Here is a 20,465-nt window from a genome sequence, read left to right on the forward strand (position 1 = left end):
TAAATTAAAACAAGGACTAATATGGAGACAGGGATTCAGGAAAAAGGAAATTTAAGCATACACACAGAGAATATATTTCCGATTATAAAAAAATTCCTTTACTCAGATCACGAAATTTTTCTAAGAGAGCTCGTTTCCAATGCTGTTGACGCCACGCAAAAACTGAAAAAACTTTCTTCTTATGGAGAGTTTAACGGAGAGCTGGGGGAGTTGAAAGTCACTGTGAAGCTTGACAAGGATGCTAAAACCATTACCATCAGTGATAATGGTATCGGTATGACAGCCGATGAGATCAAAAAATATATCAACCAAATCGCATTTTCTGGTGCTACGGAGTTTGTCGAGAAATATAAGGACAAGGGCGACGAAGGTAAGATAATCGGAAACTTCGGGCTTGGTTTCTACTCTGCCTATATGGTAGCCCGCAATGTGGAGATTATTACGAAATCTTACAAGGATGATTCGGAGGCGGTGCGCTGGGAATGTGACGGATCGACTGAGTTCACACTATCTTCTGCCGAAAAGGCGGAGAGAGGATCAGACATCATCCTGCACATAGCCGAAGATTCAGAGGAATTCCTTGACGAGTTCCGTCTGCGTGGAATTCTTGAAAAGTATGGCAAATTCCTACCAATACAGATTGAGTTTGAAGATAAGGTCATCAACAACACCAGCCCTATTTGGACAAAAAATCCTACGGAGTTGAAAGATGAAGACTATATCGCTTTCTACAAGGAGCTTTATCCAATGAGCGAGGATCCGTTGTTCTGGATTCACCTTAACGTGGATTACCCATTCAATTTGACAGGAGTTCTTTACTTCCCAAAACTGAAAAATGATTTCCAGGGACAGCGTGAAAAAATTCAGCTTTATAGCCGTCAGGTTTTCATTACAGATGAGGTAAAGGATATTGTTCCTGATTTCTTGCAACTGCTGCATGGTGTGATCGATTCTCCGGATATTCCTTTGAACGTTTCGAGAAGCTATTTGCAGGCCGATGGTAATGTGAAGAAAATAAACGGTTACATTACACGTAAGGTTGGAGACAAGCTTGCTGAAATCTTTAAGAACGATAGACCAGGTTTCGAAGCGAAGTTCGACGATATTGGTTTGTTCGTTAAATATGGTATCGTCAGCGACGAGAAGTTCTATGAAAAAGCGAAGGATTTCTGTCTTGTAAAGAATGTGGATGGTAAGTTTTTCACATTCTCAGAGTATGCTGAGCTTGTAAAAGAAAATCAGACTGACAAAAATGATACACAGATCTGGCTTTATACCACCGATGAGCAAAAACAGGACGCATTTATCCAGTCGGCTAAAAAACGCAGCTACGATGTATTACAGTTAACAAGTGTGATTGATTCTCACTTCATCAATGCGTTGGAGCAGAAATTGGAAAAAACTTCCGTAAAAAGGGTTGACGCCGATACGCTCGATAAACTGATTGAGAAAGATATGAAGCTGGAAAGCATTCTTTCGAAAGACGATGAAGAAAAGGCGAAGAAACTGTTTGAAGATATTGCCGGTACCAAAAGCGCACACGTTTCAGTGGAGGCAATGCCGGTTGATGAACTCCCGGTAGTGATTACTTTCCCTGAATTTATGCGTCGGATGACAGACATGCAGGCCTCTTCGGGACAACGTTCCATGTTTGGTGATATGCCGCTAATGTATACCGTTTCCCTTAACGCCAACCACCCGATTATCGGTCGTGTATTGCAAACGGAAAATGAAGATGATCAAAAAGCACTTGCCAAGCAGGTGTACGATCTGGCTCTGCTTTCCCAGGGATTGTTAACTGGAAGTGATCTTACCAAGTTCATTCAAAGAACGGTAACGACACTTTAAGGTATAAATACTAAAAGAGCCGCTTTCATCTCGAGAGCGGCTCTTTTGTGTTTTACTAATCTGTTTTTCCTGCAATCAGTCGATCTTTCAGAGCATTCAGTTCTTCCCATTTTCCTTTATGTGCCAATGTAGCTTGCTGAGGCCAGCTTGTTGGATCATGTATCTGAAACCGTGGACCAGCGCCACGAAGGATGGCTGCGATTCTCACTGCCGGGACGGCCGATAGTGCTTCGTAATTCATGATGCCGTTCCTGTTAAGAATTTCCTCAATCTTCGGACCTATGCCTTCAATTACTTTTAAATCCTGACGAACTCCCGGATCTGTCTGGTGAATGGGATACACTGTTTTCGCAGCCCCTTTATTCGGGATTTCCGTTACTGAAACATTTGGGCTTGTTACTGATGGCAGAGCTCTGCACGCTGCAAGTTCTACCTGTTTTTCATTTATCTCCTCCCTTAATAATCTGATTCCGGATCGGGCTATAAATTGGGCAAGGAAATAACCCAGAACTGCTGCCCCAGACAGCATAATGACGATTTCGCCGATGGCGACAGATTTGCTTAAAGGATTTATGTCTAAAATCAGCATAATTGGTTTGTCGGTTGAAAGAGCATTTTAGGATTCGTAACGCCCCTTGTTCAGTTCATTTTGTAATTCTCTCAGTTCGTCCCACATTTGGAATGCTGCCAGTTTCGCCTGCTGTGGCCATGTTCTCGGATCGTGAATCTGAAATTTGTTACCCGAATTTTGCAAAATTCTTATCAACTGGTCAGGCTTTGTTTCGCTTAGTTGTGAAAGGGTATAAATCCCTTCGGAGTTGAGGACTTCCTCTATAACAGGACCTATTCCTTCGATTATTTTAAGATCGTCCCTTTTCTCATTCGCAGCGGGAGTATATGCAATTACAACGGTTTCTTTGCTTACTGGTGGAGCCACTATTTTTTGGGATTGACATCTTGAAAGTTCAGTGTCAAGCTTATAGAGCTTTTTCTCCAACCCTTTCCTTTTTTCTCTGGCTCCCTTAAAGCCGATGATATAACCAATAACAACGGCCCCGATAACCATAGCCAGGTGCTGCCAAAGCGCATCAGGATTGTTTAATGGGTTTAATGTAAACATGTATAATGCTTTTGTTTAATTCTGCCTGATTTATTTCACTATGATCGTTACACGCCGGTTGGCTCTCTTTCCTTCCAGCGTTGCATTGGAAGCTTTTGGCTCCCATTCCCCTTTGCCTTTTGTGATGATACGGTCGGGTGCTATTCCCATTGTTATAAACTGTTTGCGAACCACATTCGCTCTCTTTCTGGACAAAGTTAGATTCCATTCCGCACTGTCTTCATCATCGGTATGTCCTGTCAGAACCAGCTTTTTGTCATTATTCTCTCCCAGATACTTTTTTGCTTCGGCAATGAACATTTGATTCTGATCCGTCTTTATATATTCCGAACTGGCCGTGGGAAAGTAGAGATCCAACGGTTTGAAAATATTATCAAATTTTTGCTCATTGGCCAGTTCGGTCTCCGTTAATGCAATTCGTCCGATGGAAGGAGTTGTATTTTCGAAATCAAAAATAAGTCCCCCAGATAAGGAATCGTTCGTAAACACCAGGGCCTCATTCAGGTTGCTATTTGTCTTGATAAGTGAATCAGCTATCCCTTTTGACACAAGCCAGTCCTTCATCTTTCCGGCACGTGCCAGTCCAAGGTCGGAAAAGGTGGTCGTATTTTTTTCGGCCGAAAGATATTGCCCTGTTATAATTACCTGTTTATGTTTATTAACAATGAGATACTTTGTCAATGAGTCAAGCTCTGGTTGGACCGAACTGAGTTCTGGGGTGTCGCCATGTTTTGCGAATCTAAAATTACCCGGGGAAACCAATCTCAGGCTGGTGCTGTCAGATATAACCAACGGTTCTGCGGAATTTACTGCGACGGAATTGATAGAGCCCAGGATTTCTGCATCGCAGAGTTGCTTAATTTTGCATACATGCCAGTAAGCTGAGCCGGAGATCCAGGCCACAAGCAGAACGTACCACAATACTTTACTGTTTGACATATCTGACTAGGTTAAAATTGGCAATCTGACTTGCAATTAGCAATTTGGTCACATAAAATACAACTTTCCGATTAACATGTGCAATTCTGGATATAACTCAAAAAAAGCAGCCCGTTTGAGTTCAGGCTGCTTTTGCTTACAAGTTAGGATATTTATCCCAAAATACTAACGATTCATCGAAATCAGGAATTCTTCATTGTTGCGGGTTCCTTTCATGTGTTCAAGCAGGAAGTCCATGGATTCCATAGCATTCATATCTGACATATGTTTTCTCAAAATCCACACTTTTTTCAATGTTTCTTTATCTAGTAAAAGATCTTCACGACGCGTACCGGAAGCCATTACATCAATAGCAGGGAACACGCGCTTGTTCGAAAGCTTGCGATCCAACTGTAATTCCATGTTACCCGTACCTTTGAATTCCTCAAAGATAACTTCGTCCATTTTAGAACCTGTATCAATCAATGCCGTAGCAATGATGGTCAATGATCCTCCGTTTTCTACATTTCTTGCAGCTCCGAAGAAACGTTTTGGTTTGTGAAGTGCATTCGCATCTACACCACCTGAAAGTATTTTACCGGATGAAGGAACAACGGTATTGTATGCACGTGCAAGACGTGTAATCGAATCGAGAAGGATAACCACATCGTGGCCGCATTCAACCATTCTTTTTGCTTTTTCCAAAACGATGCTTGCTACCTTAACATGTCTGTCTGCTTGCTCGTCAAATGTAGAAGCAATAACCTCTGCACGAACACTACGTTGCATATCGGTTACCTCTTCAGGGCGCTCGTCGATCAGCAATATCAAAAGGAAAACTTCTGGGTGATTGCGTGTAATGGCGTTGGCAATTTCTTTCAGCAATACCGTTTTACCAGTTTTTGGCTGCGCAACGATCATACCGCGCTGTCCTTTACCGATAGGGGCAAACAGATCAAGAATTCTTGTTGAGTATTGATCCGGGCGTGAGCTTAAACGCAGACACTCTTCCGGAAATAATGGAGTAAGGTATTCAAAAGGTATACGGTCGCGTATCTCTTCGGTTGTTTTGCCGTTAACGGTTTCAACCCGTAGTAACGCAAAGTATTTTTCACCTTCTTTTGGAGGTCTTATTTGTCCTCTAACAGTATCTCCTGTTTTTAAACCAAATAATTTGATTTGAGAAGGTGATACGTATATATCATCAGGACTTGCCAGGTAATTATAGTCGGCCGATCTAAGGAAACCATAGCCACCATCCTGCATAATTTCAAGTACCCCTTCATTAACAATAAGTCCGTCGAATTCACGAACGTAATTGTTGTAGTTTCTTTTTATTTTGGAAGAAGGATCTTCACGGGAAACCTGCTGCTGTTGCGGGCGTTCGGTGTTTTCCTGTTGCTGTTTGAAAGGCCTTTCTTCGGTAGTTTGTGTGGTATTTTCGACTTCTTCGGCCGGAGCAGTTACTTCCTGCGAATCACTTTGTTGGTTATCAGTCTCAGCCACAGCTGCTGGTTCCTCTTTTCCAAGATCATTAAGTGTATCATCTTCCGAATCCACTTCCTGAGCAATATCCAGATTCCTCACTTTGTTCTCCTGACGAGGCCTGGTATTTTGGTTTACAGGCCTAACAGGTTCTGTTTCTGGTTGTTCCTGTTGTTTCGCTGGTGTATCAAAAAGAGGAGCAGAGGATGCAAAGGGAGAGGTATTCTCTTTTCTTCCCTTAGCCGGGCGGTTTCCCATGGCCTTGGTTCCTCCAATCGGCGTTTCATTTGGCAATGTGCGCCGTGCTCTTTTTTTCTTTGGTTCGTCGTCGTCAGAAACCGGTGCTTCAACTTCTGCTACGGGTTTTGCAGCTTCCTGTTGAGAAAGGATTCTGTTAACAATTTCTTTCTTAGGGAGTTTGGCATAATCAGAGACACCAAGGCTTCCTGCAATTTCTTTGAGCTCTGATAGAAGCTTAAGGTTCAGTTCATCAATTGTAAGCATACAGAAAATATAAGGCAAAGAAAGCTTCACCTATTGGATAATGAGTTTGTGAATGTAAATGGAATATTGATCGGGAGCGTCTGTCCCATGTTCAGGTAATGATCATTGATGTGTCAGTATGTATTTTTGAGAAAGTCCGGATAATAGACTTTTAGAAACCAGAAAAATATGATGGATCAACTTTGAAAAGTTTGCAATTTTTACTCAAATGAAGTACAGAAAAAAACTGGTAAGAATTCAAAAACCTTGATAACATTGAGAGCTATCGAGAGATGGATAACAAAACCTTAGTGATCAGGGTGAGGATTTATTTGAACGAAGGTAATATAGTATTCCTTTAAATCCAAATTGTTGGTCAAAATTCAGATTCATTTAATTGATCTGAAAAAGTTCTGGCGACTGTATTCAGGAAAATGACACGTGTTTTAACATAAATTAATGTTATATATCGGCTTAGTTCTCCCATATGTTAGCATTTGTCCTGAGAAAATGGGACTTTTGCACCATCATGAATATCGCTGTAGACTCAGGTAATACTTATGCAAAGATAGGATGGTTTGATGATGACAAGCTGATTCGTTTTCAAGCCAGGGTTGTATGGGATGATCTTGTTAAAGAAATTCGTTCTCAGGCACCGGATCATATCATCTTTTCGTCTGTAAGTAACAGTATTTCCGAATTTAAAGACGCATTGGGACTGGATATTCCGGTATTGGATTTGTCTCCTGATACACCTTTACCGATCAGTAAAAATTATAAGACCCCGGAAACGCTCGGAGCTGACAGAATAGCAGCAGCTACTGGTGCGCAATATCTTTTTCCTGATAAGGATTTGTTGATTATTGACATGGGTACTTGCATCACTTATGATTATTTGGATCACAAAGGAAGTTTTGAAGGAGGTTTAATATCTCCGGGCGTTAAGATGCGATTTAATGCATTGCATACGTTTACAAAAAGACTTCCTCAACTTGAGCCTGTGAAGGTGCCTGAGCTGATTGGAAAGAGCACCAGAGAAGCTATTGAAAGTGGAGTTATGAATGGGGTGTTGGGCGAAGTTGAAGGAATTATTGAGAGGTATCGTCACATATCGCCTTCTTTAAGCGTAGTGTTATGTGGTGGAGATACTACGTTTTTTGAAAGTAGCCTGAAACCGGCCATCTTTGTGGTCCCAGAATTGGTATTAATTGGATTGAACAGAATTTTAAGATATAATGTCGCTTTATAAAGGATTAGGAATACTCGCAGTTGCAATTACGCTGGGCTGTAACGGATTAACGCCAACGCAGGCTAATGCGCAGGGCTTAGGTAATGCACCTTATTCATCGCTGGGTATGGGCGAATTATATGGAGAGAGCTTTTCGGATAATACCGGTATGGGGCAGTCGGGAGTGAGCACAAGTAACGGATTTCAGATAAATAATTTAAATCCTGCACTTTGGTCTCGCAACAAATACACCACGTTGGATGTTGGCTTGATCGGTCAGTACAAAGAAATAGTTTCAGGTAACAAGAAACAGCAGAACGCGGGCGGTAACCTTGCATATGTTTCCATTGCTTTCCCGGTTGGTCGCAGATGGACGCTTGGTGCAAGTATGAAACCTTACAGCTTTGTGGATTTCGAAAATACGTCGACAAGAGCAATACCGGGAACCGGGGATCAGGCTGCTTATTTTAACTCAGGAAAAGGTGGAATAAACAAAGCTTCGATCACAAATGCCTACCAGCTGAACCAGTATGTGAGTCTGGGTTTGGAAACATCTTATTACTTTGGAAATGTTCGCAAGGCGACGGAGGTATTAATTCCATCAGGAGCCGCAGCGACTGACTATCTGGTCGGTATCAATGACAGGACTAATTATTCTGATTTTGGCTTTCGGGCGGGTGGTACGGTTCGTATACCAGTGAAAAAGGACAACAAGTTAAATTTGAATCTGGGAGGTGCTTACAGCTTTAAAACTGATATAAATGCAAGCCAGACAAGAACGCTGGAACTTAGCCAGGATTCTTTTGTATTGCCCGGAGCGACAGACACATTGACGAACAATATGTCGGGCAGCATCACAGTACCTACTCAGTATCAGGTTGGGATGAGTTTAGAATGGCCTCTGAAAATGGTGGTTTCTGCGGATTACAGCCACCAGTCCTGGTCCGATTACAGAGGTTTCAGAAGTACGTCGAATGATGGATTGAAAAATGTAGGCCGATTGCATGTGGGGGTTGAGTATCTCCCTCGTTTCTTGTCACTGAATTATTTTGAAAGAGTACGTTACCGGGTTGGTTTTAGTCATGGTAAAACGCCTTATTCTATTAACAACAGGGACGTAAATGATACCAACATCAGTTTAGGATTTACTTTCCCTATGGGTTTTGGATATCAGAACTTTGTTTCTCTTGCATTTGTGGGCGGACAGCGTGGAAATACTGGAAACGGAATGGTGCGTGAACGTTATGGACGTGCGGTATTGGGTATCACCCTGCTAGACAGATGGTTCCAAAAACAAAAACTTGATTAATTGAAAAAACGAATTGCATTCACAGAGATAGCTTTGCGAAAAACAATGGTTTTTCGCAAAGCTATCTCTGTTTTATTGACATTTGGTATCACACTGACGATTGTTAGCTGTGAGAAAGAAGAGAAGAAATTAGGAGCGGCTTATGAAGGACCTGTTGAGGAAGTAAGCAACGTACAGATACGTTACAGTGAGCAGGGCTTGCAAAAAGTACAGATGATCACACCGCGATCATTGACCTATTCCAATCAGAATAAAGTTTTCCCTGATACGGTTAATATTAATTTCTTCGATCCAACGGGCTCGATCATTACCCGTCTTCGTGCCGATTCAGGTCATTTTGATCATGCTTCGAATGTGTATATTGTCAAAGGACATGTTCGTGTAATAAAATCGGAATCGCAGGAAACGCTAACTACAACAGAGCTAAGTTGGAATCCTGTTACCAAAAAAGTGTTCACCGACAAAGCTCTGACTGTTAGAAATACCAGAACTTCTGAAATTACAAATGCAATTGGAATGGATGCGGAGCAGGACTTCACCCGTATCAAATTCAGAAAAGCAACAGGAATTTATAAATTTTCGGGCGTTCCCTGATTTCTCAATTCACCTCACATTCCTTCAACGCTTTACTCACTTCTTCTATAGGTGTAAGTGTGCTATCGCTATGCCATTTCATGGTTAGGAAGCTTACGATCTCCGCAATTTCCAGATCTGTCAATTTCGGATTTGCCGGCATTGGTCGGCTAAACTTTTTACCTGCCACAACGATCGTATCCTTCATTCCATTTTTTATGATACAGGCCAGTAAAGCCTTGTTTGTCAGGGCAGACGATCCATTGATTGGGGGATAGAGGTTTGCCATGCCTTCACCGTCGTTTTGATGGCAATTCGCACAGTTAGTCGTATACAGCTGGTAACCTTCGGCAAAATACTGCTCCGATTTTAATTCACTGGCACTCTGGCAAGAGCATACTGCAAAACCAACAAATAAAGCCAGACCTTTACTAATTCTGGTAAGAGAAGTGGAGATCATTTTTTGTACTCGTCCAAGAGTGTCTGGATGTCTGCTATAAGTTTTTTTGTTCCCTCTTCTGTGGTTCCGTCGTACATACCCCGTACGTGTTTGTCTTTATCTACCAAGATGAACGCACCACTGTGCAGAAACCCACCTTCCGCAGTTTTTTCTTCTTTGGCAACCACCATGTAATTCTTCAGGCCAATTTCATATGTCTTTTCCTTTGGACCCGTAAGGAATTGCCATTGCGTTCCCGTTACATTCAGGTCTTTTACAAATGTATTCAATACCGCAGGTGTATCATGTTCAGGATCAATGGTATGAGATAAAATCATAACGTCACCGTTATCCTTGAACTTTTCATACACTTTAAGCATCTGTTTCTTCATAACAGGACATATGGTAGGGCAGGTGGTGAAGAAAAAATCGGCCACGTAAATCTTGTCCTTCACGATCTGCTCTGTAATTGTATCTCCGTTCTGATTGACGAATGAGAAGGCAGGAATTTTATTGTAAATCGTGTCGACAACTTCCTTTCCGTCAACTACTTTGGTTGTCCAGTCGCGCTCTCCAAGAATGGGCAAATTTTTATTAGTCGAATCGCATGCAGCAATTGATAATATGGTGATGGAAGCTAAAACTGCTGATTTTAAAATATTACTTCTACTGAATTGGTACATGATTATTTTTCCAGAAACGATTTTGCTTCGTTTATGCTTTTAAGTGTTATTTGTTTTACTTCTTCAATCTTTGTCTTCTCGTTTTCAAAATATGCGATAGCATCTACTGCTTTAAGTTTTTTAGCCGAATCACCCCTGTATTCGTTCATCCAACCCATCATGAGTTTGTCCGACTCATTCAACTTTTGATTGAGGTCTACCGCTTTCATTCGTTCTTCTGCCAGTGTATTTCCTGTTATTCCTTCATTCTGCAGACTGTCCAGCTGTACTATTTTTTTGGAAAGTTGCATTTTTAAAGTCATAATTTCATCCATTTTGGGCATCACATCATCATGGATCGTCAATACCTCACCTTCCAGTTCCATTACTTTGTCTTTATCCTGCCCGCATCCGAAAATAGCGGTTGTTAATGTTAGTACCAGTACAATTTTTCTCATTATATAGGAGGTTTTAGTTTGTGATAAAATACTTAATTATTCAAAATCATTTCCCGCGCATTGCTGATTACAGAATCGCTCGGATTGTGACCGCCAATCATCTGGGCAATTTCCATTACGCGCTCATCTGAAGAAAGCTTCTTAATTTTGCTGACAGTCTTTTCAGACGAATGGTCTTTATAAACAAAATAGTGCGCATTACCACTGCTGGCAATTTGGTGCAAGTGTGTGATGGCAATAATTTGGTGGTTGCTGGACATATTCTGCATCATCCGGGCCATTTTTTTTGCGATTTCTCCGGATACTCCAGTATCGATTTCATCAAAGATAATGGTTGGTAACTTGCGTTTATCGGCCAGGATATATTTAATTACCATCATTAGCCTGGAAAATTCCCCGCCCGATGCTACCTGTTTCAACTCTTGCGGCATAATACCTTTGTTACCGCTAAACAAAAATATAACCGAGTCTATCCCGCTGGATCCAGGTGTTATCTCACTGATTTTGATCGAAAGGGAAGCGTTGGGAATACCAAGTTCTACAAGCCTTTCCAGTAGCAAGGATTCAATTTGTTTTGTTACCTGATGCCTTCTTGCCGACAACTTTTTTGCACTTTTCAGCATCGCTTCCAGGGAAGAATCCACCTTTTTTCTGGACTGAGACAGTTCCTCATCCAGATTTAAAACCGTGTTGAGCTTTGCTTGCAAAGTTGCTTCCAGTGTTATCAGTTCATCCACCGAAGTTACCTGATGCTTTTTCAGAAGTAGATAAATAAGATCAAGGCGCTCTCTTACCAGTTCAGTTCGATTATGATCAAGATCGACTGTCGAGCTGATACTGTCAATTTCGTCGGCGAGATCCCGCAATTCGATGAGTGCGCTTTGTGCACGCTGACGTAAATTATCGTAGCTGGGAACAAGCCTTGAAGCCTGAGAAAGTGAGCCAACTGCTGTCTTTAATAATTCTAGTATAGAGCCATCCGGATTATCAAGATACGTATAGGCGAGTTGTAACCGTTCACGTATTTCAACAGCATTTTCAAGTATGGCAAGTTCCTGTTCCAGGTTTTCCTGCTCGCCTGTTTGTAAACTCGCGGCATTTAGCTCCTGGTAGAGAAACTGGTCGAAATCAAATTCACGCCTCAATTGAGCTGCCTGTGCCTGCAGTGTTTCCAAAACCCTGGAAGCATTTTTATATTGCTGGAAACGTCCCTGGTAATCGGCAAGGAGTTCGGAGTTTCCGGCAAATGCGTCAACTGCCTGCAACTGAAATTCATTTGTTCCGAGCATGATCGAATCGTGCTGGGAATGTATGTCGAGAAGCTGGCTGCTTATTTTCCGAAGGGTTTCAAGATTTACAGGTGTATCATTAATAAAAGCCCGTGATTTTCCGGATACTGATATCTCTCTTCTGATGATACATTCGTCCGAAAAATCCAGATTTTCCTCGTCAAAATTGGGAGCCATGTCATAGCCTGACAGGTTGAAGCTGCCTTCTATGATGCATTTTTCAGTGGCGTCAAATAGTGATTTGGCATCGGCCCGGTTGCCAAGCAGTAAACCTATTGCACCAAGCATGATGGATTTCCCTGCCCCGGTTTCACCCGTAATAATATTTAATCCTGGGTCGGGAGACATTTCCAATTGCTTGATTAAAGCATAGTTTTTGATCAGTAAATTAGAAAGCATTTCTGGATAATCAGGTTAGCAAAACACCAAAGCAAAATTCTCGTTCCACAAAAGTTTTCTTTTGATGCCCGTTACGAATATAGCCATGATATATACAAATAAGAAACGTACCAGGACGGGTAACGTTATTTAATTGAGATATTTTCCAACTTTTCTGTGGTGTCTAGTACGATTTCGTACAGATCGGAAATCATTAGCTTGTGAAAGTGCTCGCGAGAGTCGGCAATAACCAAACTTTCGGCTGTTATTGAATTCAAGACACCGAAATGGGTCCTGCCATTTTGTAATACAGCATTAAGTTCAATACCTGTCCGGTGCTCAAGGCTGGCGAAAACATCGGTATTTTTAATCCGTATGATACGTTTACTCATTAATGATTTACTATTGAGCGAGTCTTTGATAAACCTGCGTTTTGGAAGGATCCAGACTTACAAGCAGGGTATACGCCTGCTTCTTTTGCTCGGGTGTAGCCTCAACCAGAATTTTAGTGAGTTCATCTGATTTTGCATCGAAAAAGGAATTGATCACAACACTGGCTGGACGTAACAAAGAAACTTCTCTTATGGTGTTCAAAACTGCCAGCACTTTTTCACGAGTCTGTAACGGATTTTGTGTTGCTACATCAAGTCCTTCGCGGTAGTAAGTATACATGCCCTCACGAAAAGGGGTAAACTGCTGACTCATCAGATTTTCGATCAGTGAATATCTGCTGTTGGTGTTGTTCATACTATTTTCCCAGGCCCTCTTATTCGACGATGCGTTTCTGGCCTGATTGGAAATATTGAATGCCTTTTGTAAATACGGTGTGCCGCCTAGTTTACTGAAGGAGTCGTAATCGAATGTCATGGCTATATAGGCGTAAAAAGCCAGGGAATAGGGCAACTCATCGGTAAAGCTACTTTCGTTAAAATAAAGTTGTGTGCCCGGCAGGAAGTTGAAGGAAAAGTTCTTGTCGATGTAAGTAAACAAAACGCTCTCATAGTTGGAGTTGAAAACCGGGCGGGAGACCACCAGCTGTGCGTTACCTTCGTAGCTGCCAAGTGCTACCGATTTCGTGAGGTTAATATTCAGCTTACATTTAATCCGTTCTTCCTTTGCAAACACATCCTCAGACCATCTCGTGTTGTTAAGAAAGTCGTTGATGTAGGTTTGCAACTGGGTCATCGTCTGAGGATCCGTTTTTTGCTGTGCAAACAATTGCTCAGAATTTACTGTAACAGTGAATTGAGCAGATTGTGCCGATACCATAAGAGGTAAAAGAGCGCTAACTGCAATAACGAATGCTATCCATATTTTTTTCATACTTCATTCCATTTGGACAGCACGATACTCAGTATATCCTGCGCCACCTCATCCTTTGATTTAAGTGTGAAATGATTCACATTTTTGTTCTTATCAATAACGGAAATTTTGTTGGTATCGTGCGCGAAGCCAGCACCAGAATCATTAAGTGAATTCAAAACGATGTAGTCCAGATTTTTGCGTTCCAATTTATCCGCTGCGTATTCCAATTCTTTCTCGGTCTCCAGAGCAAAACCAATTAACAGCTGTCCTTCCTTCTTCTCCTTTCCAAGTGTTCCGGCAATGTCTGTCGTCTTTTTTAGATCGATCGTCATGTTAAAACCCTGTTTCTTAATTTTTTGAGTGGCGACCTCGTTTGCGGTGTAATCTGCAACAGCGGCCGAGAAAATCACCACGTCACTTGCATGGAAGTATTCTTTGGTTTTTAAAAACATCTGCTCGGCCGTTTCCACTTTTACAAGCCGGATATTCTCATCAGTAACATGGAGAGAAGTAGGCCCACTTATCAAAGTGACCTGAGCGCCTGCCATAGCAAAAGCATGAGCGATGGCGTAGCCCATCTTGCCTGATGACCTATTACTTATGAACCTGACGGGGTCAATTGGCTCAACGGTTGGCCCGGCTGTAATCAATACCTTTTTACCCTTTGCTATTTTTTTTGAAGCAAAATGTTGCTTCAATTTATGTATGATGATTTCGGGTTCTGCCAGTCGGCCATCACCGATGAGCCCGCTGGCTAGTTCGCCATGACCGGCTTCTATCAGATGGTTCCCATAAGATTGGAGTGTAGCTATATTTTTGAGCGTAGAAGGATGCTGGTACATATCAACATCCATGGCTGGTGCAAAAAATACCGGGCAGCGCGCTGACAGGTAAATTGTTGTCAGAAAATCGTCGGCGAGACCAGAGGTAAGTTTTGATATCGTTTTTGCAGTTGCCGGTGCTATGATTATGGCATCAGCCCAAAGCCCTAACTCAACGTGATTGTTCCAGAAACCATTTTCTCCATTTACAAATGAAGTCAATACAGGTCTTTTGGACAAGGTAGATAAAGTAAGCGGGGTAATAAATTCTGTTGCAGCTTGCGTCATAACAACCTGCACTTCGGCTTCTTCCTTTATCAGGAGCCTTACAAGCAGCGCTGATTTGTACGCAGCGATACTGCCCGTTACACCTACGATAATTTTTTTGCCTTTAAGATTCAATTTTTAAAGTACTTCGGACATCATATAAGCAATGCCACAGGTGGAAATGATTTCAAATCTAAGCAAATCGCAACAGAAAGTACATGTGCTATAGCATAAAACCAGCCGTAAAATAAAATGAATTATTTGTACGGCTGGTTTTATAAGTATTACAGACTATTCCTCTGTTGTATCGCGGAAGCTGTGGTATGTTTTTCCTTCAATAAATTCGTCTATCGAAATACTTCCAGCTTTTGGCATACGCTCATAAAACTTTGAAATTTCGATTTGTTCACGGTTTTCAAAAACCTCTTCCAGGTTATCAACTCCGGATGCAAATTCAGCGAGCTTGTTGTTAAGCTCCTCTTTCATTTTGCTTGATATCTGACGCGCTCTTTTAGAGATAACTGATACCGATTCGTATAGATTTCCTGTTACATCCGCTATTTTGTCGGTATCGCGGGTAATGATGGATGGATTCGTTGCCATGCTTATCTTAGTGATATAGTTTAACTTTTAAAATTTTAGAGAAATGAAAATCATTTCTTTGTATTGGATTCAGCTGTTGGTGGTGCCGTGACCTTAGTTGGTTTTGTAGCGCCTCCTGTATCAGGCTTCACTTCAAGTTTTTGTCTCTCAATTTCTGCCTTAGCCAGCAACTCTACCTGCTCCTGGCTGTTTTCGTACATTCTTTCAGCTTCACGCAAATATTTGCCGGATGGATACTTGTCGATCATCTCCTTGTAATATTTGATTACATCCTGATAACGTTCTTTTTGTTTTGTATAAAAACTGTTTGTTGCCAGGTTGTACTGTGAATCTACTTTAAGAAAGGACAGCTCTTCGTTATACTGCGAATCTGGAAAATCCCTTTTGAAATTATCTATGGATATTACCGCAGATTTAAGTGACATCATATTAAAATCACTGATCTTATGATACAGCTTCGCCTTTTCATAAGCCTTTCTTTCCAGTTTGGATCTCAATTCCAGAATGTACTTTGTACACTCATCACGGAAGGGGCTGTCAGGGTAGGCGTTGATGAAATCCTGTAACGAGGAAATTGCCGTGAATGTACTTGACTGATCAAGGTTGAAAGGAGCAGAGTCTTTGTAAAGTGAAAAAGCATGCATATACAACGCTTCCTGAGCATAATCGCTACGGGCGTAAGTATCGTAGAATTTCTTAAACAAAAACTGACTGGTATTATACTGACCCTGCTGATACTGGGTATAGGCATAATAAAACTGAGCAAGTTCCGATTCAGTACTTCCTTTTAAAAGAGGTATTAATTCTTCAAAAAGCAAGCCGGAGCGGTAGAAGTCTCCCTTCTTATAATATGTCATGGCGGCATCGTACTTTTCCTGATCCGTACCGGTCTTCTGTAATTTTGAAAATTTGCTACAGGAAGCAATGACAATTATCGTAATAATGAGCAAGAAATAACTTGCCAGGCTGTTTTTTCGCATATTAACTGCAAAGGTAATAAAAAAGCTACACCATCCATAACGAAAGCGTAGCTTAATAAAGTGTTCTTGATATACTATTGCTGATGACGAACCAGCATTTTTTTAGTCGCCACCTTTTTGCCATCCAGAGATAACTGATAAAAGTAAAGACCAGTCGGCATTGTGGTAGTGTCCACCCGAAGTTTACCAACATTTTTGCTCAATCCATGCTCACTCATCTTAGAGCCAAGTACGTTGTAAAATATAACCTTGGCATCTCTCAGGTCGCTTGACATTGTATAGTCTATAACGGCAAATTCGCTTGCTGGGTTTGGATATATATTTGATACAGTGATTTTGTCACTAATATAAAGCTGCTCCTCAGGTTTTGGCGCTGCTTCCACTGCCACCGTGCGTTTTTCTATGTTTCGTGCAACAACATCTGCATCCTGCACGTTTGTGCTCTCGGAAGGTGAAACATTGGAAAACAGAAATGATCTGTAGAAACTATTTAATGCTTTCGGATTTTGCAAGGAAAGTGGTTTGTAGCTGGGACCCGCAGGTATGTTTGAGAATCTGAGGCTCTCGGCAGAGGCTGTTTTTTTCTTCACCGTCATATTGAGCCTGCTCCCGTTTTGCACGGATTGAGCCGATAACCCCTGCCAGGTTATTGTTGTTAGGATCAATAAGTAAAGTATAGTTTTTTTCATAGCTTAAATTCGGTGATACTTTTAAGATGGTGATGATCGTGCTCAAAAGTACATTACAAAAATATACAGAATTATATGTAATATCAAAATATATTGTGTGAGCGGTCATCTTTATTTTTCAGACCTAAAAAATCATGCCCACTTTTACTCTGACTGGATTTTTTTATTCCAACCATAATGTTTTGTTTCTGGTGGGCTTGTCAGATATGCGCCAGTTGAATCCGTCCAATTGGCGTTCCTGTGGTTTTATTTTGGATGGTGGAATTAATTGCCCATCCGGCTTGCCTACAAATGCAATTCGGCGCACTTTGTTCTCTGTGAAAAGCAAATTCATCTTCCCACAAATCACTCGGTTTAGGCCAATCATTTTCTGTTTGTCGTCGATCGCGTAGTAAACACTCTCTCCATTGCCATCAACTAACACTTGCTTTAAAGCATTTTTTTCTTCAAAATAGGCATTGATCACCCTGCCTTTGACCTGATTATATTGTTTAACAAGTGTATCCTCAGTTATTACGAAGGCTTTCCCTTTTAGTAACATTCGGTTTATTTCATTGTTAACCAGATAAGCAGTAATCGTATCCGCCTCCATCTGATAATGCTGGTCGCTCCACAAAATGGGCTTCTTGAAAAACCGTATCACCGAATCGGCAGTGTTGTAATTGATAGAATCGCACTTACCCTGGAAATCAGATTTGTATATAAGTACATTTTTGTTTCCAATCAGTTTTCTGGTACTGTCTCTCTGATTTTCAAACGAATACAGCGTATCAGCACGGATGTATAAAGTGTCTTCGGAAATAATATTTCTTACATAGGCATGGCCAAAAATTTTGGAATACCCTTTGTCTTTCCAGTAATATCCTTCATCTCCGTTCAGGATGGTGTCGTCCTTTTTAGCCACGATCACTACGTTTCCTTTTCCTTTTCCGTTGTTCGTTTTGCCGTCTACAGAAAGTGAGTCCGCCGTAAGTGTATACGTTTCATTATCAACCGTTGTTCTTTTACTGAAAGACGATTGCGACGTTTCCGTATTATAGCGCCCTTTGGTTCCTAATACTGTTCCGTCTTTGTTAATAATTTTTGTTTTGCCATAAAAATCCGACCACTTGGTAATCGAATTATAGAGCAAGGTATCCGTAGTGAGCGTATATTTTTTGTTGACCAGTTTTACATTTTTGTAATATGTAAACTCCTTGGTAACAGTGCTGTAAAATCCTTCTTTACTTGTTAAAACGTTTTCTTCATCGACCGTACGTCCGGGAAGTTTATAGTTAGCTATCCCGTTTGCCATGTCATACTCAATTTTTCTGGTAGTCAGTGTGCGCTTCTGGTCTTTTAAAACGGTCTTTTTTCCGCTTACAATAGCCAATCTAGTATTGCCGTAATAATACAGCGTATCGCCCGTAACTGTCACAGTATCACCCTGTACAATCCTTACATTTCCAAACGCCTCAATCACATTCGTGTTGATATTCTGAATAGCCAGATTACTATGTAAAAAGGCACCCTTATGTTTAAAAATGCCATTGATCACCCTGCGACTATCCACACCATTTTCATTGATAATTTCCAGCTCGTCAGACTTTATAATCTCTACCAGGTCAGAATTAGGATCGGTGGGAGCAGGGCTTACAGCTCTTTGTGCCAGCGATTCAAAGGATACGAATAATATGAGAAAGAACGTTAATTTAGTCATATTGCCTTTGATTAATATGACGCACAAAAGTTTAAAAGGGTTGCAAAAGGTGTTATATATTTTTTTGTTCATGATGCTATGGTTTCTTTTACCTTTGACTCGAGTAATGCCTTCATTGCAGACTCTTCGTCAGGCTAAAGAGCTTTTCTTTAATATATGCCAAAATTACATCAATTACGTTCCGAAGGGATATGTTGGATTCTTTTTTAACTTTTATTAACCAGTTGGGGCTTGATTTGGGTAAACAATCCACCTTGTTGACCATCAGTGGGGGTGTCGATTCTGTGGTGATGGCTCATTTGTTTCATCGTGCGGGATTCGGGGCTGCCGTTGCTCATTGTAATTTCGGTCTAAGAGGAGAGGAATCTATTGAGGATGAGTTGTTTGTGGAGCGTTTGGCAGGAGAGTATGGCTATACTTTTTCGGTCAGTCATTTTGAAACAAAGAAGTATGCGAAGGAAAAAGGAATTTCTACGCAAATGGCGGCAAGGGAGTTACGTTATTCTTGGTTTGAGGAATTAAGGAAAGATCGGTTTGACTGGATTGCAACTGCCCACCATGCTAATGACTCGCTGGAAACCGTACTTCTGAATTTTGCAAGGGGGACCGGAGTTGCCGGGTTGTATGGAATCAGTCCGATCAATGGTTTTGTACTACGCCCATTACTTTTTGCCACAAAAAAGGAAATACTTGATTACGCACAAAGTAATCAGCTTCTGTGGCGGGAAGATCGCTCGAATGACTCTCTGGATTACAAACGCAACGTGATACGGAAAAAAGTTATCCCGGTTTTAACCGAGCTAAACCCCTCTCTGGAATCCACTTTTCAGGTTACGTCTGAAAAAGTGAGTGCCGCCGCAACTCTCCTGAATGGTTTTTTACATGATTGGCAAAAAGAAGTAGTAACTGATGCTGTGGGAGAAATCTCCATTCCTATTAGCAAATTAAAGGAGAAGGAAGAAAGTGCATATCTGTTGTGGTACGTCATTGAGAATTACGGGTTTAACTATACTCAGGCAAAACAAATCGCCGATAATCTGGATTCTGTTTCGGGTTTGTCGTTTTATTCGGCTTCGCATCAGATCTTAAAGAGTAGAGCGCATTTGATTGTCAGAAAAAAAAATGACGAGATTAAGGATACTGAGCTGCACATCAACGGACCAGGTGACTACAGGTTTGGGAATCAATCTTTTTTTCTGGAAAAATGTGAGGATTTTGAATTTTCTAAAGAGGAGAAAAATGTGTTGTATGTTGATGCGCTAAGTGTAGTTTTTCCGTTAAAAATCCGGAACTGGAGGCATGGAGATGTTTTTCAACCTTTTGGCATGAAAGGCCTCAGAAAGAAAGTGAGTGATGTACTTATTGATCTCAAATTCAGTATGTATCAGAAAGAAAATGTGGTGGTAGTTACGGATCATAGCGATGAGATCATGTGGCTTGTGGGTATTCGAACTGATGAACGCTGGCGAATAGCAACTGGTGCCAAAGGCTTTTATAGAATGGGTTTCCTACCCGATAAGGAATGTTGAAAAAAATATTTTGTTGAAATAAATTTTAACTGAATACTTGCAGGTAAAGTTTATCTTATTACCTTTGCACCATGTTTCGGATACGCCGAAACATTAAAGAGAGGTGGCAGAGTGGTCGATTGCGACGGTCTTGAAAACCGTTGACTGTTACAGGTCCGGGGGTTCGAATCCCTCCCTCTCTGCAGAATAAGGTAGCAAAAGGCATCAAAACCCTGTAAATCAAACATTACAGGGTTTTTTTTGTTATTCATGTATCATAATATGCATAAATGCACAAAATGGGTCAAGTCAAAAACTTGTGGAGCGCATAGGATTTTTCTAGGTTTGTGTTTTTAATCAACCTAGTTTGTTTTGGAGAGTTTCTTGCCTTTAGTAGAGTACC

At 41.2% G+C, this 20,465-nt stretch carries 19 protein-coding genes and 1 tRNA gene; 6 read left to right on the forward strand and 14 right to left on the reverse strand.

Annotated features, from left to right (window positions below; translation table 11 throughout):
* The first annotated feature begins 21 nt into the window (after positions 1 to 21).
* The gene (gene htpG, locus LZG71_RS11260; RefSeq protein WP_233820438.1) at positions 22 to 1,848 is read left to right on the forward strand and encodes a molecular chaperone HtpG; all 1,827 of its coding nucleotides are present in this window, start codon (positions 22 to 24) and stop codon (positions 1,846 to 1,848) included.
* Between the two features lie 55 nt (positions 1,849 to 1,903).
* Here the strand turns inward: htpG and LZG71_RS11265 are convergent, their stop codons facing one another.
* From LZG71_RS11265 to rho, 4 genes are all read right to left on the reverse strand, one after another.
* Positions 1,904 to 2,437 (reverse strand): hypothetical protein, encoded by a 534-nt coding sequence (locus LZG71_RS11265; RefSeq protein WP_233820440.1) that lies wholly within the window; start codon positions 2,435 to 2,437, stop codon positions 1,904 to 1,906.
* Positions 2,438 to 2,464: 27 nt separating this feature from the next.
* Positions 2,465 to 2,968, reverse strand: coding sequence for a hypothetical protein (locus tag LZG71_RS11270; RefSeq protein ID WP_233820442.1), 504 nt, complete (start codon positions 2,966 to 2,968; stop codon positions 2,465 to 2,467).
* 30 nt (positions 2,969 to 2,998) lie between these two features.
* Positions 2,999 to 3,907 carry an OmpA family protein gene (locus tag LZG71_RS11275; protein WP_233820444.1) on the reverse strand — a complete coding sequence of 303 codons (909 nt, stop codon included), beginning with the start codon at positions 3,905 to 3,907 and terminating at the stop codon, positions 2,999 to 3,001.
* A gap of 165 nt (positions 3,908 to 4,072) precedes the next feature.
* A complete protein-coding gene (gene rho / locus LZG71_RS11280; RefSeq protein ID WP_233820446.1) occupies positions 4,073 to 5,875 on the reverse strand; it encodes a transcription termination factor Rho in 1,803 nt (600 codons plus the stop codon).
* A 508-nt stretch (positions 5,876 to 6,383) separates the two neighbouring features.
* Between rho and LZG71_RS11285 the strand changes: the two genes are divergently transcribed.
* Genes LZG71_RS11285 through lptC form a run of 3 tightly spaced genes read left to right on the forward strand, consistent with a single transcriptional unit; the run spans position 6,384 to position 8,985 of the window.
* Positions 6,384 to 7,103: a type III pantothenate kinase gene (locus LZG71_RS11285; RefSeq protein ID WP_233820448.1), complete on the forward strand. Its 720-nt coding sequence runs from the start codon at positions 6,384 to 6,386 to the stop codon at positions 7,101 to 7,103.
* On the forward strand, positions 7,090 to 8,391 hold the full coding sequence (locus LZG71_RS11290) for an outer membrane protein transport protein (RefSeq protein ID WP_233820451.1): 1,302 nt from the start codon (positions 7,090 to 7,092) through the stop codon (positions 8,389 to 8,391). Before LZG71_RS11285 ends, LZG71_RS11290 begins: the two co-directional genes overlap by 14 nt.
* The gene (gene lptC, locus LZG71_RS11295) at positions 8,392 to 8,985 is read left to right on the forward strand and encodes an LPS export ABC transporter periplasmic protein LptC (RefSeq protein WP_233820453.1); all 594 of its coding nucleotides are present in this window, start codon (positions 8,392 to 8,394) and stop codon (positions 8,983 to 8,985) included.
* Positions 8,986 to 8,989: 4 nt separating this feature from the next.
* On the opposite strand, the gene LZG71_RS11300 is transcribed toward lptC, so the two are convergent.
* From LZG71_RS11300 to LZG71_RS11345, 10 genes are all read right to left on the reverse strand, one after another.
* Entirely contained in the window at positions 8,990 to 9,424 is a 435-nt protein-coding gene (locus tag LZG71_RS11300) for a cytochrome c (RefSeq protein ID WP_233820456.1), read from the reverse strand.
* Positions 9,421 to 10,086, reverse strand: a complete 666-nt coding sequence (locus LZG71_RS11305; RefSeq protein ID WP_233820458.1) for an SCO family protein — start codon at positions 10,084 to 10,086, stop codon at positions 9,421 to 9,423. The genes LZG71_RS11300 and LZG71_RS11305 overlap by 4 nt, the downstream gene beginning before the upstream one ends.
* Before the next feature lie 2 nt (positions 10,087 to 10,088).
* Positions 10,089 to 10,523: a viral A-type inclusion protein gene (locus LZG71_RS11310; RefSeq protein ID WP_233820460.1), complete on the reverse strand. Its 435-nt coding sequence runs from the start codon at positions 10,521 to 10,523 to the stop codon at positions 10,089 to 10,091.
* 32 nt (positions 10,524 to 10,555) lie between these two features.
* Positions 10,556 to 12,211: a DNA repair protein RecN gene (recN, locus tag LZG71_RS11315; protein ID WP_233820462.1), complete on the reverse strand. Its 1,656-nt coding sequence runs from the start codon at positions 12,209 to 12,211 to the stop codon at positions 10,556 to 10,558.
* Positions 12,212 to 12,592: 381 nt separating this feature from the next.
* The gene (locus tag LZG71_RS11320; RefSeq protein WP_233820464.1) at positions 12,593 to 13,513 is read right to left on the reverse strand and encodes a DUF4835 family protein; all 921 of its coding nucleotides are present in this window, start codon (positions 13,511 to 13,513) and stop codon (positions 12,593 to 12,595) included.
* Positions 13,510 to 14,718 (reverse strand): bifunctional phosphopantothenoylcysteine decarboxylase/phosphopantothenate--cysteine ligase CoaBC, encoded by a 1,209-nt coding sequence (gene coaBC / locus LZG71_RS11325; protein ID WP_233820473.1) that lies wholly within the window; start codon positions 14,716 to 14,718, stop codon positions 13,510 to 13,512. Before coaBC ends, LZG71_RS11320 begins: the two co-directional genes overlap by 4 nt.
* A gap of 156 nt (positions 14,719 to 14,874) precedes the next feature.
* Complete coding sequence (locus LZG71_RS11330) at positions 14,875 to 15,186, reverse strand: DNA-directed RNA polymerase subunit omega (protein WP_233820480.1); 312 nt, start codon at positions 15,184 to 15,186, stop codon at positions 14,875 to 14,877.
* A gap of 50 nt (positions 15,187 to 15,236) precedes the next feature.
* Positions 15,237 to 16,166, reverse strand: coding sequence for an outer membrane protein assembly factor BamD (locus tag LZG71_RS11335; protein WP_233820488.1), 930 nt, complete (start codon positions 16,164 to 16,166; stop codon positions 15,237 to 15,239).
* Between the two features lie 74 nt (positions 16,167 to 16,240).
* A complete protein-coding gene (locus LZG71_RS11340; RefSeq protein ID WP_233820489.1) occupies positions 16,241 to 16,855 on the reverse strand; it encodes a T9SS type A sorting domain-containing protein in 615 nt (204 codons plus the stop codon).
* Positions 16,856 to 17,018: 163 nt separating this feature from the next.
* Entirely contained in the window at positions 17,019 to 18,554 is a 1,536-nt protein-coding gene (locus LZG71_RS11345) for an OstA-like protein (protein ID WP_233820491.1), read from the reverse strand.
* Between the two features lie 191 nt (positions 18,555 to 18,745).
* On the opposite strand from LZG71_RS11345, the gene tilS reads away from it, so the two are divergent.
* Together tilS and LZG71_RS11355 are read left to right on the forward strand one after the other, a co-directional pair.
* Positions 18,746 to 20,083: a tRNA lysidine(34) synthetase TilS gene (gene tilS, locus LZG71_RS11350; protein WP_233820500.1), complete on the forward strand. Its 1,338-nt coding sequence runs from the start codon at positions 18,746 to 18,748 to the stop codon at positions 20,081 to 20,083.
* A gap of 97 nt (positions 20,084 to 20,180) precedes the next feature.
* Positions 20,181 to 20,265, forward strand: a tRNA-Ser gene (locus tag LZG71_RS11355).
* Positions 20,266 to 20,465 lie beyond the last annotated feature (200 nt).

This window comes from Dyadobacter sp. CY312 (assembly GCF_021390535.1).
Classification (GTDB): Bacteria; Bacteroidota; Bacteroidia; order Cytophagales; family Spirosomataceae; genus Dyadobacter.

Excerpts from the sequence above, each read along its gene's own strand:
- htpG (WP_233820438.1), top strand. The coding sequence starts at position 22 with ATGGAGACAGGGATTCAGGAAAAAGGAAATTTAAGCATACACACAGAG.
- LZG71_RS11265 (WP_233820440.1), bottom strand. The coding sequence starts at position 2,437 with ATGCTGATTTTAGACATAAATCCTTTAAGCAAATCTGTCGCCATCGGC.
- LZG71_RS11270 (WP_233820442.1), bottom strand. The coding sequence starts at position 2,968 with ATGTTTACATTAAACCCATTAAACAATCCTGATGCGCTTTGGCAGCAC.
- LZG71_RS11275 (WP_233820444.1), bottom strand. The coding sequence starts at position 3,907 with ATGTCAAACAGTAAAGTATTGTGGTACGTTCTGCTTGTGGCCTGGATC.
- rho (WP_233820446.1), bottom strand. The coding sequence starts at position 5,875 with ATGCTTACAATTGATGAACTGAACCTTAAGCTTCTATCAGAGCTCAAA.
- LZG71_RS11285 (WP_233820448.1), top strand. The coding sequence starts at position 6,384 with ATGAATATCGCTGTAGACTCAGGTAATACTTATGCAAAGATAGGATGG.
- LZG71_RS11290 (WP_233820451.1), top strand. The coding sequence starts at position 7,090 with ATGTCGCTTTATAAAGGATTAGGAATACTCGCAGTTGCAATTACGCTG.
- LZG71_RS11300 (WP_233820456.1), bottom strand. The coding sequence starts at position 9,424 with ATGATCTCCACTTCTCTTACCAGAATTAGTAAAGGTCTGGCTTTATTT.
- LZG71_RS11305 (WP_233820458.1), bottom strand. The coding sequence starts at position 10,086 with ATGTACCAATTCAGTAGAAGTAATATTTTAAAATCAGCAGTTTTAGCT.
- LZG71_RS11310 (WP_233820460.1), bottom strand. The coding sequence starts at position 10,523 with ATGAGAAAAATTGTACTGGTACTAACATTAACAACCGCTATTTTCGGA.
- recN (WP_233820462.1), bottom strand. The coding sequence starts at position 12,211 with ATGCTTTCTAATTTACTGATCAAAAACTATGCTTTAATCAAGCAATTG.
- LZG71_RS11320 (WP_233820464.1), bottom strand. The coding sequence starts at position 13,513 with ATGAAAAAAATATGGATAGCATTCGTTATTGCAGTTAGCGCTCTTTTA.
- LZG71_RS11330 (WP_233820480.1), bottom strand. The coding sequence starts at position 15,186 with ATGGCAACGAATCCATCCATCATTACCCGCGATACCGACAAAATAGCG.
- LZG71_RS11335 (WP_233820488.1), bottom strand. The coding sequence starts at position 16,166 with ATGCGAAAAAACAGCCTGGCAAGTTATTTCTTGCTCATTATTACGATA.
- LZG71_RS11340 (WP_233820489.1), bottom strand. The coding sequence starts at position 16,855 with ATGAAAAAAACTATACTTTACTTATTGATCCTAACAACAATAACCTGG.
- LZG71_RS11345 (WP_233820491.1), bottom strand. The coding sequence starts at position 18,554 with ATGACTAAATTAACGTTCTTTCTCATATTATTCGTATCCTTTGAATCG.
- tilS (WP_233820500.1), top strand. The coding sequence starts at position 18,746 with ATGTTGGATTCTTTTTTAACTTTTATTAACCAGTTGGGGCTTGATTTG.